The sequence below is a fragment of the Methanobrevibacter sp. genome (assembly GCF_045126245.1).
In the GTDB taxonomy this organism is placed as follows: domain Archaea; phylum Methanobacteriota; class Methanobacteria; order Methanobacteriales; family Methanobacteriaceae; genus Methanocatella.
In genome coordinates, this window is record NZ_JBGVOG010000083.1 from 14,232 (window position 1) to 31,909 (window position 17,678).

At 34.7% G+C, this 17,678-nt stretch carries 17 protein-coding genes; 9 read left to right on the plus strand and 8 right to left on the minus strand.

Annotation, left to right across the window (positions count from 1 at the left end; translation table 11 throughout):
- Positions 1-217: 217 nt before the first annotated feature.
- The 4 genes from cbiM (at position 218) to ACJMLZ_RS06525 (ending at position 2,951) form a co-directional block, all read left to right on the plus strand.
- A complete protein-coding gene (gene cbiM, locus ACJMLZ_RS06510; RefSeq protein WP_405304706.1) occupies positions 218-856 on the plus strand; it encodes a cobalt transporter CbiM in 639 nt (212 codons plus the stop codon).
- A gap of 1 nt (position 857) precedes the next feature.
- Positions 858-1,163 carry a PDGLE domain-containing protein gene (locus ACJMLZ_RS06515; protein WP_405304708.1) on the plus strand — a complete coding sequence of 102 codons (306 nt, stop codon included), beginning with the start codon at positions 858-860 and terminating at the stop codon, positions 1,161-1,163.
- Between the two features lie 108 nt (positions 1,164-1,271).
- Entirely contained in the window at positions 1,272-2,102 is an 831-nt protein-coding gene (cbiQ, locus tag ACJMLZ_RS06520) for a cobalt ECF transporter T component CbiQ (RefSeq protein ID WP_405304710.1), read from the plus strand.
- Positions 2,103-2,111: 9 nt separating this feature from the next.
- The gene (locus tag ACJMLZ_RS06525; RefSeq protein ID WP_405304712.1) at positions 2,112-2,951 is read left to right on the plus strand and encodes an ATP-binding cassette domain-containing protein; all 840 of its coding nucleotides are present in this window, start codon (positions 2,112-2,114) and stop codon (positions 2,949-2,951) included.
- Here ACJMLZ_RS06525 and ACJMLZ_RS06530 read toward each other — a convergent pair.
- The 3 genes from ACJMLZ_RS06530 to feoB (ACJMLZ_RS06540) form a co-directional block, all read right to left on the minus strand.
- Entirely contained in the window at positions 2,948-3,148 is a 201-nt protein-coding gene (locus ACJMLZ_RS06530) for a hypothetical protein (protein ID WP_405304714.1), read from the minus strand. The genes ACJMLZ_RS06525 and ACJMLZ_RS06530 overlap by 4 nt on opposite strands.
- 52 nt (positions 3,149-3,200) lie before the next feature.
- Positions 3,201-3,428, minus strand: a complete 228-nt coding sequence (locus tag ACJMLZ_RS06535) for a ferrous iron transport protein A (protein WP_405304716.1) — start codon at positions 3,426-3,428, stop codon at positions 3,201-3,203.
- A gap of 183 nt (positions 3,429-3,611) precedes the next feature.
- Positions 3,612-5,630: a ferrous iron transport protein B gene (gene feoB / locus ACJMLZ_RS06540; protein ID WP_405304718.1), complete on the minus strand. Its 2,019-nt coding sequence runs from the start codon at positions 5,628-5,630 to the stop codon at positions 3,612-3,614.
- A gap of 673 nt (positions 5,631-6,303) precedes the next feature.
- Here feoB (ACJMLZ_RS06540) and ACJMLZ_RS06545 point away from each other — a divergent pair.
- On the plus strand, positions 6,304-6,954 hold the full coding sequence (locus tag ACJMLZ_RS06545) for a site-2 protease family protein (protein ID WP_405304720.1): 651 nt from the start codon (positions 6,304-6,306) through the stop codon (positions 6,952-6,954).
- A 148-nt stretch (positions 6,955-7,102) separates the two neighbouring features.
- Here the strand turns inward: ACJMLZ_RS06545 and ACJMLZ_RS06550 are convergent, their stop codons facing one another.
- From ACJMLZ_RS06550 to ACJMLZ_RS06560, 3 genes are all read right to left on the minus strand, one after another.
- A complete protein-coding gene (locus tag ACJMLZ_RS06550; protein WP_405304722.1) occupies positions 7,103-7,879 on the minus strand; it encodes a DUF389 domain-containing protein in 777 nt (258 codons plus the stop codon).
- 347 nt (positions 7,880-8,226) lie between these two features.
- On the minus strand, positions 8,227-10,239 hold the full coding sequence (gene feoB / locus ACJMLZ_RS06555; RefSeq protein ID WP_405304724.1) for a ferrous iron transport protein B: 2,013 nt from the start codon (positions 10,237-10,239) through the stop codon (positions 8,227-8,229).
- A gap of 161 nt (positions 10,240-10,400) precedes the next feature.
- A complete protein-coding gene (locus tag ACJMLZ_RS06560) occupies positions 10,401-10,883 on the minus strand; it encodes a hypothetical protein (RefSeq protein WP_405304726.1) in 483 nt (160 codons plus the stop codon).
- 100 nt (positions 10,884-10,983) lie between these two features.
- Between ACJMLZ_RS06560 and ACJMLZ_RS06565 the strand changes: the two genes are divergently transcribed.
- Positions 10,984-11,445 (plus strand): MarR family winged helix-turn-helix transcriptional regulator, encoded by a 462-nt coding sequence (locus ACJMLZ_RS06565; RefSeq protein WP_405304728.1) that lies wholly within the window; start codon positions 10,984-10,986, stop codon positions 11,443-11,445.
- A 198-nt stretch (positions 11,446-11,643) separates the two neighbouring features.
- Positions 11,644-12,897 (plus strand): tripartite tricarboxylate transporter permease, encoded by a 1,254-nt coding sequence (locus ACJMLZ_RS06570; protein ID WP_405304730.1) that lies wholly within the window; start codon positions 11,644-11,646, stop codon positions 12,895-12,897.
- A gap of 102 nt (positions 12,898-12,999) precedes the next feature.
- On the opposite strand, the gene ACJMLZ_RS06575 is transcribed toward ACJMLZ_RS06570, so the two are convergent.
- Positions 13,000-13,905 (minus strand): 50S ribosomal protein L11 methyltransferase, encoded by a 906-nt coding sequence (locus tag ACJMLZ_RS06575; protein ID WP_405304732.1) that lies wholly within the window; start codon positions 13,903-13,905, stop codon positions 13,000-13,002.
- A 133-nt stretch (positions 13,906-14,038) separates the two neighbouring features.
- On the opposite strand from ACJMLZ_RS06575, the gene ACJMLZ_RS06580 reads away from it, so the two are divergent.
- Both ACJMLZ_RS06580 and ACJMLZ_RS06585 read left to right on the plus strand, forming a co-directional pair.
- Positions 14,039-15,484 carry a CpaF family protein gene (locus ACJMLZ_RS06580; RefSeq protein ID WP_405304734.1) on the plus strand — a complete coding sequence of 482 codons (1,446 nt, stop codon included), beginning with the start codon at positions 14,039-14,041 and terminating at the stop codon, positions 15,482-15,484.
- A gap of 52 nt (positions 15,485-15,536) precedes the next feature.
- Positions 15,537-16,403: a type II secretion system F family protein gene (locus ACJMLZ_RS06585; protein ID WP_405304736.1), complete on the plus strand. Its 867-nt coding sequence runs from the start codon at positions 15,537-15,539 to the stop codon at positions 16,401-16,403.
- Positions 16,404-16,432: 29 nt separating this feature from the next.
- Here ACJMLZ_RS06585 and ACJMLZ_RS06590 read toward each other — a convergent pair whose 3' ends face one another.
- A complete protein-coding gene (locus ACJMLZ_RS06590) occupies positions 16,433-17,146 on the minus strand; it encodes a DUF4012 domain-containing protein (protein WP_405304738.1) in 714 nt (237 codons plus the stop codon).
- Between the last annotated feature and the right edge of the window lie 532 nt (positions 17,147-17,678).

Genomic DNA, 17,678 nt, shown 5'->3' on the forward strand with positions numbered 1-17,678 from the left:
TAATTTGTATTACTTTAATAACATTTATATATTGCTATACTATTAAACTACCAAATGACAAGTAATGAATCTAAATTATTACTCGTTATATTCAAAAATAATACTATATGTTTAGTATTAAAAAAAATTTAAGTATAATTAAAGCGATTAAGTAATACTTATTATATAAATGAAATTCGAAAAAGTATTACTTTTTAAAAAACGGAGGAATGAAAAATTGCATATACCTGATGGATTCATCCCAATTTCACAATGCATTATATACTATGTGATTTTAATAGTTGCATTGTATTTCTCTGTGAAATGGGCTAGAACAAACCTTGATGAAAAACGTATCCCTCTTTTAGCTGTTTTAGCCGCTGGTATTTTCGCAATCATGTCAATGAACATGCCAATTCCATTTGGTACAAGTGGACACATGGTTGGAGGAGCATTAGTGGCAATCGTATTCCTTGCGCCTGAAGCCGCTGTTTTAGTATTTACTGTCGTATTATTAATCCAAGCACTGATTTTCGGAGACGGAGGAATTACCGCTCTTGGAGCAAATGTATTGAATATGGCTATTATCGGAGGATGTGTCGGACTATACACATTTAAAGCATTAAACGGAATGATTGGAAAATACCCTGCTGCAGGAGTTGCAGCATGGTTAGCTACAGTAATTGCAGCACTTGCATGTGCTATTGAAATGGCAATCGCCGGAACTTTCCCGGTAAATGTAGGTATCCCTTCAATGGTATTATACCACTTCTTTATTGGAATAATTGAAGCAGTACTGACTGTCATTGTACTTGTAGCATTAGACAAATACAGACCAGATTTGCTTGCATGGAACAAAAGTGAAGGAGATGCATAATATGGATAAAAAAGACACATATTTAATCGCCGTTGCATTGGTCATTTGTATTGTAATCTGTTGTCTTTCACCATACATTGCATCTGGTGACCCTGACGGTCTTGAAAAGTCTGCAGAAGATTCTGGACTTGCAGAGGATTTCGCTGTTGAAGAAATTAATGGAATTCCTGAGGCGATTTTCCCAGATTATGCATTTGCAAACGATCCAGAAAACCAAGTATTACAAATTGTAGCGCTGGTAATAGGTGCTATCGTGACATTAGGACTTGGTTATGTTGTGGCAGAAGTTGTAAGAAGTAGAAATTAAACTTTTAATTTCTACAACTTTTTTTTAAAAAATAATTGATAATGACTAAAATTGACATAAGCAAATAATAATATAATACTAATTTTTAATATTAAAGCAGTGAATAATATGGCCGACATAACACAAATAATGAGATTTGATGACTTGGCATCGCAGGATAGTCCAATACATAATTTGGAAGGAAGAATAAAACTAATCTCAACAATATTCATAATTGTTGTTTGTGTTGTCTCAAAAGAGCTTTTTATACCGATAATATTGGAAATATTATTATTAATCATATTGAAACTGGCCAAATTATCATATGTTGATTCATTTAAGAGATTATTGATGCTGCTCCCATTTGGAGGAGCGATAATTGTATTTCAACCGTTCATCCAACCGGGAAATATCATCTGGAGTTATTCATGGTTACATATTACTGATTTTGGGCTAAATTGGGCCATTCTTTTATTGGTTCGTTTAATCGTATCTTTAACTGCAATAATCATTTATTCATCAACAACACCCCTTCAGGAAATGGCCAGCTCATTTAGAAAATTAAAAATGCCCCGTGATTTAGCAATGATTTTATCAATCATGGTAAGATTCTTATTTTTGTTTGTCGATGAGCTTGCAGCAATACGAAAAAGCCAAAAATCAAGAAATTTCAGCATTCATGGAAAAAACACTCCCTACAAATGGAGAGTCAAACAGGTTGGATACACAATAGGCATGATGTTTTTAAAGGCATATGAACAGGGGGAAAGAGTTCACAAAAGTATGGTAAGCCGCGGATTTTCCGATGCCTCAGAGATGTTCAACGAGAAAAAATCGCCTGAAAAAAGCGATTATATCTTCTTGATTTCGATTATATTGATTGTGATTCTACTAGAAATAATCATATTTAAATATTCGGGAAAATTAGGCTACTTCGGTCAAAATTTATCAATTAATTAGAGGGTTAACATGACAGATATTCATTTAGAGACAAAAAACTTATCTTTCACATATCACGATGGAACAAAGGCTTTAAAGAATGTGAATATCAAGATTAAAAAAGGAGAAAAAATAGCAGTAATGGGACCGAATGGTGCTGGAAAATCAACATTATTCTCTCACTTTAACGGTTTAACAGAACCTACATCAGGACATGTTGAAATTGATGGTGAAAAAATAATTTTCGAAAGGGAAGAACTGCTTAAAGTAAGACAAAAAGTGGGAATCGTATTTCAAGACCCGAATGACCAGTTATTTGCACCGACCGTTAAAGAGGATGTTGCTTTCGGACCTATGAATCTGGGTCTTGAATATGAAGAAGTGGAAAAAAGAATTACAGAATCACTTGAAATGGTTGGCATGAGTGGTTTTGAAGATAAAACTCCCCATCATTTAAGCGGAGGGCAACAAAAAAGAGTGGCAATTGCAGGCATTATAGCTATGAGACCTGAAATTATGATTCTCGATGAACCAACAGCAGGCCTTGATCCGGAAGGCGTGGACAAAGTCTTGAATATTTTAAACAATCTGAATAAAGAAGGAATGAGCATTGTCATATCATCCCATGACATAGAAATGGTTAATCAATTTGCAGATAAAATTTTTGTTTTGTATGATGGCGAAATAATTGCTCAAGGAGACAAACACCGAATTTTTTCAGATAAAGAATTATTAAAAAAAGCTCACTTGAAAGCACCTGTGACAACTGAAATATTGTATAAATTAAAAGAAAATGGATTGAATGTCGATACTGAGAAAATAAGTATAAACGAAACAGTTGAAGAAATAATAAAAGCAACAAAAAATTAATTTGTAGCTTTTTTTCTATTTTTTAATTTTTCCTTAAGTTTATTTATAAACTCAAATTCATCATCCAGTTCTGGAGAATTGGCAAACCCGCAATTGGGACAATGTATGCTGTTACAACCATGTTTACCACAACTGGAACATCCGCGGTTTTCTATAGTATTCTCATCAAACTCGAAACCACACATACGACATTTCACAATAACACCGTTAATAAAATTAGTATAAAAAAAATAAATGAAAAAATTGAAGTTAAACCACTTCAATATTTTCAGCTTCTTCTTTACGAAGACAAACATCATATCCTTTGACACTCATTTCAATTGGATCGCCTAAAGTAGCTACTTTTTTAACTGTAATTTTAGCTCCTTTAACAAAACCCATGCCTAATAAGTGTCTTCTTAAATCCACATCGCCAGATTCATGGTATTTAACTAATGTTACAGTTTCACCAGGTTTGGCATCTTTTAATGTTTTCATATTATCACCAAATAAATGACTAGACCTAATAATTTTTAGGCATGCTAAAAATTCGTTATTCTATATTATGTAATTTCAAATATATAAATATTTAGTTATGACTAAAAAATATTGGAATAATAATTAGAAAAATCTAATTATCATCAATTTTTCTGAATTATTTATGCATATCTTATTTTTAATTTATCCGAATCCTGCCAATAAACCAACGTTGTAAATCAGGAATGATACGATATACGCTGTGACCAATGTGATGGCACACATTGTCAATGCCCATTTATAACTGTTGGTTTCTTGTTTGATTGCACCGATAGCAGCAAAACATGGGGTGTACAGCAATGTAAATGCCATGAATGAAAATGCGGACAATGGAGTGAAAGTATCATGGACCAAACTAGTGATTCCATCTTCATCATCCTCTTCCATACCTGCAAGAGTACCGAATGTAGCTACCACCACTTCTTTAGCGGCCAAACCTGCAATAATTGCTACAGCAGCCTGCCAGGTTCCAAATCCTAACGGAGCAAATATCGGAGCGATAACATTACCAATCATACCCAATACGCTTTCAGCAGATCCGTATTCCACACCTAATGGGAAGATACTTAAAGCCCACAATACGATGGAACAAGCAAGAATAATAGTACCCGCTTTTCTTAAGAATCCTTTTACCTTTTCCCAAGTGTGTAACAATACACCTTTTAGAGATGGTACTTTATATGTAGGAAGTTCCATTACAAATGGGGCAGACATTCCTTTGAATAATGTTCTTTTAAGAATAGCTGCAACAATAAGTGCCACGACAATACCCAATACATAAATTGCAAGCAATACCAAACCTTCATTTTCAGTGAAGAATGCTGCAATGAAAATAGCATAAATCGGCAGCCTCGCAGTACAGGACATGAAAGGAACAAGCATCATAGCAAGCATACGGTCAGATTCATTTTCCATGGTTCTTGTTGCCATAATAGCCGGCACACCACAACCAAATCCTAATATCATAGGGATAAAAGCTTTTCCGTGAAGCCCTACTAATTTGTGCATAATCTTATCCAAGGTAAATGCAGCTCTTGCCAAGTAACCGCAATCTTCTAAAATACTCAAGAACAAGAACATCAAAATAATAATCGGCAAGAAAGTAAGAACACCACCTACTCCTCCAATAATACCGTCACAGATTAATGAAGCCAAATATTCATTCGCAATAAATCCGCCGACCCATTCAGCTAACATTCCGAATGCCTCATCAATCAAGTCCTGGAATGGAGCACCGAGAGTGTAAGTAAATTGGAACATTGCATACATAATAACAAGGAAAATAGGAATAGCTAAAATCCTATCAGTTACAATTTTATCAATTCTATCAGTAGTAGTTTCTTTTTCAACAGCAGGTTTTTTAACCGCTTCGGCCATTAAACCATCAATAAACGCATATCTTGCATTTGCTACAACTTCCTCTGCACCCTCATTATAGATATCATGAAGATGGCCTGCCACCTGATCAGTTTTTGACAATATAGCAGAACTTTGAGAAGATTTCTGAACTTTTTGTGTGACAATTGAGTCTCTTTCCAATAATTTAATTGCTGTCCAAACAGAAGGAACATCCAATAGATTATTGTCTTTTTCTATTAATTCCTGCAACTCACCCAAGTGTTCTCTTAATTCATCACCATAGGATAATTTTGCACTTGAATCAATAGGATTTTTTGATGCGTTTTCAACAGCTGTTAACAATTCTTCAAAACCATCTTTATTTTTTGCATTAATTTCCACTACAGGGAAACCTAAAAGTTCACTCATCAAATCAACATCAATAATATGATCTTTTTTCTTTGCAAAATCATTCATATTAAGCGCCATTACCAAATTGGCACCCAATTCCATCATCTGGACTGTTAAATATAAATTACGTTCCAGATTAGCAGCGTCAACTACATTAATAATTACATCAGAGTCATCATCCACAATGAAATCTCTTGAAACGATTTCTTCCATAGAATGAGCACTTAATGCATAATTACCTGGTAAATCCACAACATCATAATCATAACTTCCATGAGAAAAGTGACCTTCAGCCCTTTCAACAGTTTTTCCTGGCCAGTTACCTACATGTTGGCGCATCCCAGTTAATTGATTGAATACAGTAGTTTTACCCACATTCGGGTTTCCTGCCAATCCTACAATTAATTCTGTCATTAACCATTTCTCCCTTGATTACATTTTAGTAAATGGCATCAAATGCCATTTACACACTAAAAAAAATTATTTTTAGTTTAAGCATATACCCATAAATTTTAGGTTAACCTAAACATAGTTTACTATTAGACTTTATCTTATATAAATATTTAGGCAAACCTAAAAAAATAGAAAACTTTATATACTATAGAAATCAACAGGTAAAGTAAGTGATATAATTTAGGCATGCCTAAATTGCCTAACAATTACATCACTTAAAACAAAAGACATTATTAGTCAAACGTAATACAATCTCCAAAATTAATTGAATATTAAATTAGCTTTTCACAATTTTCTAATTTAATATCAAGGGAAAATTATCTGCCAAATTTTCCAAAAAACACGATTGGTGTTTAATCTCCCCCATATTCATTAAACACCAATATTACTATCTATTTTTAAAAAAAATATTTCAAATCATTAGTTTTAGTTGAAACCAAGCAATAATATTATCAGACTAACTTTTAGAGCATTAATCAATAAAAGAAGAATTTTTTAAATAGATTTACAACAAAAATTGGAATTAAAAATTCAAGAACTTTTTAACTGTTAACTAGTGATTAAATTTAATTTTCAGTGATTGTTCATCCAAAAGAAGAAAAACATTTATATATCTAATTAGAAATCTTAATTTATGTATAAATTTACAAGGAATGAAATAAGAGATTTAATCATTGCGTTTATCGTGCTTACCATTGCTTTTGCAATAGCATCTTCAAGATTAGATGCGCATATATTCATTTCACTTTTACCGATTGTCATGATAAGTGTAGTTATAGGATCATTATTACATGAGGTCGGACACAAATTCGTGGCAATGAAATATGGCTACAAAGCTGAATTTAAAGCATGGCCCCTAGGACTATTAATATCAATTGCTTCCGCATTTACCGGGATGGTATTTGCAATGCCGGGCTCAGTTTCTACTTATGCAGACAATATTACAGATGAAATAAACGGTAAAATTTCAATTGCAGGACCTATGGCGAATATGTCAATTGCATTAGTCTTTATAGCTATCGCAGTTTTAATATATCCTTTCAAGTCATACTCAACAATTTTTACCTTAATGTATCTGATTTGTACTGTGGGATTCTCCGTTAATAACTTTCTGGCAACATTTAACTTATTGCCGCTATACACTTTAGACGGGACTAAAGTTTTAAAGTGGAGCGCCAAAAATTGGATTATCATATTTGCCATTGCCACAGTTATGCTTTTAACATCCATAACAATAGGCGCTGAAAATATGGTTCAACTGATTATAGAACAGTCCATTATTTAATGGAGATGATTTAAGAAAAACATTGTTGAAAACTTATTTCAACAACTTTTCTACTTATTTTGAATATTTTACATCATTTAGTTTATCATTTCATTTTTCAGGATATTTGCAACCGTTGACAAACCAGCACTCCTACACCATCAGTTTTTTAGTGCATCATGAAATAAACGGCCGCAATACTTGGCAACATAATGAGAATTGTATTGACAATCATCCTGAAACGGCGGGTTTTCCATTCTTTTGGTGTCAAATCCCTCATTTTTGGAATTTTTAAAACACTCAGAATAATCCCTGCAGACATGAAAATGAAATAGGTATTGATGATAAAGAGATACCCCGCTCCAAGGAGCATGTCCCATCTTCCGTTTGCAATGGAATATCCGCAGGTACATAACGGCGGCATCAGTGCAGTCGCAATTGCAACACCAGGGATAACGGTGTTCGCCTTGTCCTGCCTGGTCTGTCCAATGATTCCTGCAAGTCCCCCGAAAAATGCTATGAGCACATCAAAAAATGTCGGAGAGGTTCTTGCCAATAATTCTACGGTTGGCTCCTTGACCGGAGATAAAAGAAAATAGATTGCCGCTGCGGTTACACTGATTGCAATCTGGATTCCAAAACCTATTGTATGCTTTCGAAGAAGTGAATAATCAGCAGCCACACTTGCATATGCGGAAGCAAGAATACTTCCCATTAAAGGTGAAATCAACATTGCACCTATGATTACTGCCGTGGAACTCACATTAAGACCGACAGAAGCAATTACCATTGCACATACCAGAACACACATATTTGTTCCTGTAACTTGCCCTCCATCAAGAAGGCGTGAGCGAATCTCCTCATTTGATGCAGAATCCCCTGATAATGAAAAGATTCTATTGAGTTCATCCTTTACTGTTGCTTTTTTATTACCGTCATCGTCCATATTCCCATTTCCTCGCATCTCATAATTAATGGCATGTTAATGATGCCCCTTAAAAATTATTGTTTCCTTATTAAATAATTGGCGCTGATATTAATTAAATTAATTGGTATAATCTTCATTAGCTTATAATGTAAACTATGCCAAGGTTAAAAAAAAAAGTTTTGATTGCAGCATAATACTGCATAGGATTGCCTGATAAAAAAAAATGCATGAAATTGGCGTTATTTGCACCCATAAAATAACATTAAAGTTATTTTCAAATTAATTACCTCACAACCAGAAACTTAGAACACCGATAGCTACCGCCAACCCACTCAAACTATCTTAAAGAAGTATCTTAAGCCATACTATACAAATCCGGCAAGCAAACCCACATTATAAATCAGGAAGGAAACGACATAGGCAGTCACCAATGAGATTGCACATATAATCAAAGGCCATTTCCAGGAGTCGGTTTCCTGTTTGATTGTCGCGAGTGTTGCAAAACAAGGAATATACAAAAGGGAAAATACCATAAATGAATAGGATGACAACGGAGTGAAATTGTCATGGAGTAGATTACTAGTTCCGTCATCACCTTCAAGGCTGCCCAATGATGCGAATGTGCCCACAATGACCTCTTTAGCAATTATACCTGCAAGAATAGCTACAGCGGCCTGCCAAGTTCCAAACCCTAAAGGGGCGAATATTGGAGAAACCGCAGTACCGATTATTCCCAAAAGACTTTCCTGTGAAGCTGATACGACACCTACTGGAAGGTTGCTTAAAACCCAAATGATAATTACACCTACCAATATGACCGTACCTGCCTTTTTAAGAAAACCCTTAACTTTCTCCCAGGTGTGCAGTAAAACACCTTTTAAAGATGGAATCTTATATGATGGAAGTTCCATTACAAATGGAGCTGACATCCCCTTGAAAAGGGTTCTTTTAAGGATAGCTGCAATAATCAATGCAAGGGCAATTCCCACCAGATAAATTGAAAACATTATTATTGCCTGATTTTCAGTGAAAAATGCTGAAATGAATAATGTATAAATCGGAATTCTTGAAGTGCAGGACATGAACGGTATAAGCATCATTGCAAGCAGACGGTCTGACTCGTTTTCCATGGTTCTTGTTGCCATCACTGCAGGAACGCTGCATCCGAATCCTAAAATCATAGGAATAATCGCCTTTCCGTGAAGCCCTACAAATTTATGCATAATGATATCCAATGTAAATGCCGCTCTTGCCAAATAACCGCTGTCTTCAAGGATACTTAAAAACAAGAACATGAGAGTGATTTGCGGTAAAAATGAGATAACTCCACCAACACCGCCAATAACTCCTCCCGCAAGGAATGAAGACAGATATCCCTCACCAAAAATGGATATTACATATTCCGCCAATAAGTCAAAAAATCCTACAATGAAATTACAGAACGGTGTTGCTATCGTAAAAGTCAGACTGAACAGTAAAAACATTATTCCGAAAAATATGAAAGGCGCCAAAATCCTATTAGTTACAATCTTATCAATCTTATCGGAAGTTGTTTCCTTTTCAACGGCAGGCTTATTTACGGCTTCGGCAACCAAACCATCTATGAAAGCATATCTTGCATTTGCAACAACTTCGTCAGCGCCCTCATCGAAAATGTCATGAAAATGTTTTGAAACCTTATCTATTTCAACAAAAATTTGAGAGCTATTAACCGAATTTTGGACCTTTTTGATTACAATAGAATCTTTTTCCAACAATTTAACGGCAGTCCAAATGGAAGGAACATCCAACAAATCATTATCCTGCTCAATGAGTTTTTGGATATCGCCGAGATGTTCTTTCAGTTCGTTTCCATAAGATAACTTTTTACTTGAATCAATTGGATTTTTAGATTGCATTTCAACTGTTTTTAATAATTCTTCAAAACCCTCTTTTGTTTTTGCATTGATTTCCACTACCGGAAAACCTAAAAGTTCACTCATCACATCCATGTCAATGATATAATCTTTTTTCTTTGCAAAATCATTCATATTAAGTGCAATTACCAAGTTGGCGCCCAATTCCATCATCTGAACTGTCAAATATAAATTACGCTCCAAATTGGCCGCATCGACCACATTAATAATTACATCAGAGTTATCATCAACTATGAAATCCCTTGAAACAATCTCTTCAATTGAATGTGCACTCAATCCATAATTTCCCGGCAAATCAACAATATGATAATCATAATTCCCATGGGAAAAATAACCTTCGGCCCTTTCAACAGTCTTTCCGGGCCAGTTGCCAACATGTTGATGCATCCCAGTCAATTGATTGAAAACAGTAGTTTTGCCCACATTCGGGTTTCCTGCCAGTCCCACTATCAAATCCGCCATTAACAATACTCCAATCAAATTAATACAATAACATTTAAATAGCGTTTACATACTAAAAATAGTTCTAATTCCAGCCAAATCGGATTAGGTAAACCTAAACTTAAATAATAATTGAATTTTATCTTATATAAAATTTAAGATAAAATCATTGAAATCCAATATTAATACCATTCCCCGTCATATGTGTATGGGTCATCATAAAGCTCCTCATCCCAATAATTATATTCTAGATAATCATCCATTTCCTGATTCAAACCCCAATTATTGTTATCGTAATAGGTGTAGGGATCAAATGAACTTTCAAGATAGGAAACTATTACATTTCCTCTAAATTCCGCAGAGCTATACTTAGAATCACCGTCGAATTTGACATGAACATCATATACTCCAGGGGCGAATTTTATTGCATGAAGTTTACTATATGATTTATAAGCCCATTTGTAATTGCCGTTTTGATCAGTGATGTTGTAATGGATTTTTCCCGTACTTTTAATAGGTTTACCATTACTGTCAAAAAGCTTTATTATGATGAATGCCCCTTCAGACTTGACCTTAATCTGAACATTTTCCTTTGCGCAAGCCGGACCAGACAACAGTAAAAACGAAAATATGGCTACTAATATAATGAGGGTTTTTTTATTCATAATATTAATGTGCACATATTGTTATTAATATTTATTGTTAATTGTTGTATAAAACAACATTTAAATATGTCCATTACAGATATAAAACATAGGTGATTTGATGATTGAATATGAAGACATAATGAAAGACTCCCCTTATTTAATCTGTTATTTAATTTCTTTAACTAAAACACACGATTTTTATATGAACAAGCACATTAAAAGCGAAACAGAAATATTGCCTAGCCAATATTACATGCTGATGTTTTTATACCACGAAATGGGGACAAACCAATCAGACATTGCAAAAGCTTGCCTGATGGATAGAAGCGGCGTTTCAAGAGCATTCAAGGATTTTGAAGAAAAAGGATTAATCACACGAGAAATTAATGAAAACAATAAAAGGGCATACAAAATAAAATTAACCGAAAAAGGAATCAAAACTGCCCAGTTTCTAGAAAAAAAAGAAAAGGAATGGGACGATATGATTCATGAAGAATTAAACATGCCTGAAGAGGAACTATTCGAACTTTTATCCAAAATATCATTAAAGTCCTTGGAATTCAATAGGAAAAACTTTTAATCTTTGCTATCCGAACACTCATCAAATTATCACAACCCCCCACTGCAGAATTGACAATCTGCAATCGCCTTACTTTTATAAATGACCAATAAATTACTTAAAACAATTCCAGATAATTAAGTAAATTCTTCCATAAAAGTGCAATATCCCTTAATCACTTAAACAAAGTTTAAATTTAAGTTCAAATAATTAATAGCTATGATAGAATTAGTTATTGCTTGTTTTATAGGCATATTAATCGGAACTGCAACAGGAATGATACCCGGAATACATGTTAATACCGCCGGAGCAATTTTATTTGCGTCATCAAGTTTTTTACTGGCATTTTTATCTCCAGAATTTCTTTGCGTCCTAATGGTCGCCATGTCAATAGCCCATGCATTAATCGAATTCGTTCCATCAATGCTTTTAGGGGTTCCCCAGGAAGGAACGGCAACATCAATACTGCCAGGACACAGAATGGTTCTGCAAGGGCGATCAAAAGAAGTTATCAGAATTGTTTCCATAGGAGGTTTCGGAGCAATTATGGTTACGATTTTAATGCTGCCCATATTTGCAGTTGCCTTACCCATTCTGCATGATTTGACTAAACCATTTACATGGATAATTTTGCTTGTTGCGTCAATCTATCTGACATACCGCCTAACAAGCTCATTAAGAGACTTTTTATGGTCCATCCTCCTTTTTTTCCTATCAGGAATTTTGGGATGGACAATATTTCAAACTCCAATATCCTCAGGAGTATCGCTGATGTGTACCTTCTCAGGCCTTTTCGGAATCAGCACAATACTATTCAGTTTGAATGACTCATCAACAATCCCCCACCAGAACAAATTTTATGACCTAAATTTAGATTTAAACAAAATCAAAAGCATTTTTACCGGAGGAATTACCGGAGCCATATTGGGTTTTCTTCCAGGTTTCGGACCTGCCCAGGGAACCGTAATAGCCCAGGCTGTGAGCGGATCAAATGATAATGATGATGACGATACCGTTAATTTCCTACTTGCAACATCAGGATTAAATGTTTCGGATTGTCTTTTTTCACTGATTGCAATTTACATCATCGGAAACCCCCGAAGCGGAATAGCTGTTTATATGTCCTATCTGATATCTGAAATGTCAATCAACCATCTGATAATTTTCATCTTCTCTTCATTGATTGCAGTTTCCGTTTCACTGGCATTGTCCTTGAAACTAGGCGATTCCTTTTCCGGATTGATGGGTGGCGTTGATTACAAGAAATTGTCGATTGGAGTTATTTTGCTTCAAATATTGATACTCTATATCTTTGTTCTTTATTATCAGGCCCCCATCCTGTACATGACATTGGCTCTGATTACTTCAACAGCAATGGGAATGCTTCCCCACTATATCGGTGTCGGCAAGTCCCATTTAATGGGAATTCTGATTATTCCGGCCATTGTCATTTACATGCAAATGTTTCTGTAGGTGATTTTTATGGAATAACCAGAGATTTTTCTAAAAAAAGACATTTACAGGCTCAGACAACAAATGAAGAAGTGTTCAAATCATTAAATGAAACAACATAGCTTATATAACAATTACATTATCTGCTATTTTTTCTGCTTTTTTCTCTATTTCGGAAATGTCTGCTCCAGGAAATGCATCAATAACACACAAATCTGCTTTATCAATTTCCAAATCTTCAAAGGATTCGTTGAAAATTTCAAAATTATCTTCTATCCCGTTTATTTCCAGATTATTTTTCAATGATTCAACCATTTCCGGATTTATGTCATTGAATATGACCTTTTCAAACCCGAATTTAAGCAAATATATCCCAATGGCGCCCAAACCGCACATTGCATCAATAGCAGTTCCTTTATTAACATCATTATTGTTTAAATAATTGTGCAGTTGAACCAATTTTTGCTCCGTGGTCATTGCGACTTCGATGTGGTGCCGTGATTGGCTTTTAACTAAAATAATTTTATCACCAATCAGCGTCCTCATGACATTGATTTGAGTATCATCGCCTTCAAGAATTTCAAAATGATTTATATCCGAACCCTTGTCGAATACCCCAACGGTATCCTGCGGGCTTCCCTTCAAAACGCAGGCAACTTCAGAAACTTCGCCAAACAGTCTTGCTGCAACTTCACTGTTGAAATCGGGATGCAATAATATCAGACTCCTTTTAGCTAAAAACTGTGGGTTTAAGCTACTGTAGTAAAATTTGGATAGGGGAACCGGAGAATTGCGCCTAAGTGTTGCGCCATCACCAACAATTCCCCCTTCAATCATTATCTTCAAGATATGTGCCATTACAACATCAATCGGTCTTTTTCCACACTCGCATCTTTTAAAATCATCATCCAAACTTTCAAAATCCGCATAATCCGTTATTGGAGAGAATTTTTTAATCTGAATATCCCGACAATTCTCACATTCCATCATATCTTCGATTTTTTCATCCAAATCCTTTTTACTTATCATAATTGCACACCACAGTTGACTTATATTTATTTATTGACCGAAGTTAGTAATTATGATTTGTAAAGTAATAAAAAGTATATTAATTAGTATTACCAATTTTAAGAATAGCAAAAACAATCAGCAGGTTTTTAAAATGAAAACAAAATATTATCAAAGCAACAATAATCATTTAAAGCAATATGACGTAGTAAAACAAAATTATTCGTCAAATGAAAAAGTTCTTCTGGATGAAATTCGTGAAAGCCTAGTGGATTTGGCCATATCCTCTGGGGAAAATTTCCAGATAAATGAAGAGAAGCTACTCAATGACATCAGAATATTCTTATTCAACAGGTTTCGTGGAGAAAATCAGAACAATCAGATTTCCAACGAATATTTGGAGACACTGTCAAGGAAGTTTCTCAGAGACATTATTGGATATGGCAAAATCGATTCATTGATTCAAGATGATGAACTCGAAGAGATTATGATAATCGGAGTAAACAAACCTCTTTTCGTTTATCACAGAAAGCACGGCATGATGAAAACCAATATTGAATTCAGTGATGAACAGGAACTTCTAGACTTAATCGATTCAATGGCAAGAGAAATCAACAGAAGAATAGACCAGGAATCACCAATTTTAGATGGGCGACTGAATGATGGATCAAGAATCAATGCGACAATACCTCCCGTTTCAGCAGACGGCCCTTCACTTACAATCCGTAAATTTAAAAAGGATCCTTTAACAATTATCGATTTGATAAATTCAAAAACGCTTTCAGTAGAACTTGCAGCGTTTTTCTGGTTGTGTTTTGATGGATTGGGCGTCAAATCGGCGAATGCAATAATATCCGGAGGAACAAGTTCCGGGAAAACCACCACATTAAATGCGCTTTCTGCATTTATTCCCCCTACAGAACGGATCATCACAATTGAAGATACATTGGAACTTCAAATACCCCATGAACATGTAATACGAATGGAAACAAGGCCCGCAAATGTTGAAAATAAAGGGGAACTGACGATGAATGACCTTGTTAAAAATTCATTGAGACAGCGCCCCGACAGAATCATCGTAGGGGAAGTTAGAGGCGAAGAAGCAATAACCCTTTTTACAGCATTGAATACAGGACATTCAGGATTCGGAACGCTGCATTCAAATAGTGCAAGAGAAACAATCACCAGACTAACAACAAACCCTATGTCAGTTCCCCAAATAATGATTCAGGCTATCGACTTTATAATAATGCAAAACAGGATTTACACCTCCTCAGGAGTTTCATACAGAAGAATAAGTGAAGTGGCAGAAGTTGTAGGAAGTGAAGAGGGAGTCATACAGCTTAATAAGATATTTCAATGGAATCCGGAAACAGACCATATCGATAATGTCAGCATTTCAAGCAAAACATTAACTCAAATATCCAATTTAAGCGGCAGATCATTATATGAAATTAACAGGGAAGTTGAAAACAGGGAACTAGTATTGCAGCATATGGTAAACCACAATATACATTCGGTTAATGACGTGAATGAAATTTTAAAGCTATATCATTCCAATCCTGAAAAAGTCTTAAATAGAATCCAATTGAACAGGTGATATCATTTTCAAAAAATTTTTTATAGCTGTGGGAGGATTATTATTATTTCTAATGAAATCCCTGGAGGGACTATCCCCAAAAAACATTGATTTTAAAAATGAAATTCAAAAAGACAATATTAAATCCAGCCTGTTTTCAGGAATTGATTTTGAAAAAGAGGCGACCACACCAAAAAACGAAAATGAAAAATTTATAAAAATCAGGACAAGATTAATCAAATATCTGATTGACAAAAGAATGATTTTATTTCTTGTAGTGTCCTTTATCGTAATTGCCTTTCTTGCGCCATTGGAAATTAGCGGGATTTATTTAGTGTGCATTCTAATGGTTTACATCCTTATTTTTTATTACCCTCAAATGAAAGAGAAGAATAGCTATTCAGATTTGAATCAGGAACTTCCCTATGCTTTAAGACACATGGGAATCGAGCTAAAATCTGGAAAAGGTTTGCATGATACATTGGTGACCATAAGAAATGGGGGCTACGGGTCACTGTCCCGCGAATTTAACCGGGTTCTTGAAGAGGTCAAATACGGAAAATCCACTGAAGAATCCCTTCTGGAAATGTCACATCGCGTTAAATCTGAAGGGCTTACCCGTACAGTCCATCAAATAATCGGCACTTTAAGGGTTGGGGGAAATCTTGCCAACAGCCTGGAAATTATCGCAAAGGACCTCTCTTTTGAAACACATATTAAACTGAAGGAATACTCCCAAAAATTAAATTCATTCATACTGATTTATACATTCATTGCAATTCTCGCACCAGTGATTATTTTAATAATGCTGATGGCCGGTTCCATCGTAATGGGCAATCTGATATCTGGAAACCTATTACTGATAATATATAGCCTCTTCTTCCCGTTAGTTGTGATGTTGATGGGAATGACAATTAAAAAATTAGAGCCTAAAATATAGATTTAAAAAAAAAGAAAATTGAAGGAATATTAACCGAAGAAGGTTTCAATTCCTTTTGAGGCCAATAATCCAACAAACGCACCATCCTCATCCATGATAATATTACCTTTGGAATACTGGTCCATTGCTGCATTAACCATAGCTGATTTAATTTTAGGGTCTTTTGCCTTAATGGCCGCTGCCCTGACAACATCCATTACCGCATCCCCCCTGGATGCACCTTGACTGTTACTTTCTTCACGGATAATATCAATACCGCTGGCATTGGTTTGCTTGCCGTTGATGGTCAATGGCCCTGCAGCTTTAAGAATAGCGTTCAATGCTTCATCATTAATTGCAACAACATTGTCAATAGTTACATTGGTATTGAATTCAACGATTTCCTTGGCAAGTTGCATGCCTTTAGAATTGTCTGCATCATGGAATGCGTCATGCATCAGCAAATGGGACCCGGCACCCTGCTTTTGATATTCCTCAGGTTCGGATGCTGTTGGGTGTTTCATTCCACCAGGATAAAACGGAGTATAACCTTTCAAGGTACCATTGTCTAGAGTAACTATGAATGCCATATCACATGCCCCCATTCCAGGCCTAGTTTCTCTTTCATCAATAGCGCAAACTAAGATATTTTTTTCACCAGACCCCAAATCCTGGCCCAGATATAGGGCTCCAGCAATAAGTGCAATTAAGCCGATTACAACAACAATCAAAATAGATATAATTATTTTTCTAGTTCTATTCATAACCTTACCCACACTATTTTAATAAAAATAAATTTAATTATTTGAGTATCTTTTTTTAATGATACTTAAATTTTCTTGAATACTGTGAGGATAAAACAAAAAAATCAATGGCATTTGCAGCCAAAAAAGAAACACCATAATTTTTTCAATATGCTCTTTTTCTCCTTTGGATCTTCTTTTTTGTTAACACAACATGCTGGCTTATCACTTACTTCAGACATGAAAATCATCTTTTATTTGATTAATGAAATTAAATATGAAAGAACATATTTAATTTCTTGAAAGTAGTTATATGTACCTATTAAATTAGAAAAAAGATAATTAATCTAATTTAATAGTTAATTGGAGTGTAGTTTAATAGTTTTTTAAAACCAACAAACTTTAGCAATTAAATTTTAGGTATGCCTAAATTTTATCACCAAATATAATGTTATCCAAAGACATATATAAAAATATCGTTTTTTTAAGTAGAACTAAAATTATAAAATATTTGAAATTGCTTGAAAAAAAAGAGATAATTGGTGTTTAATTA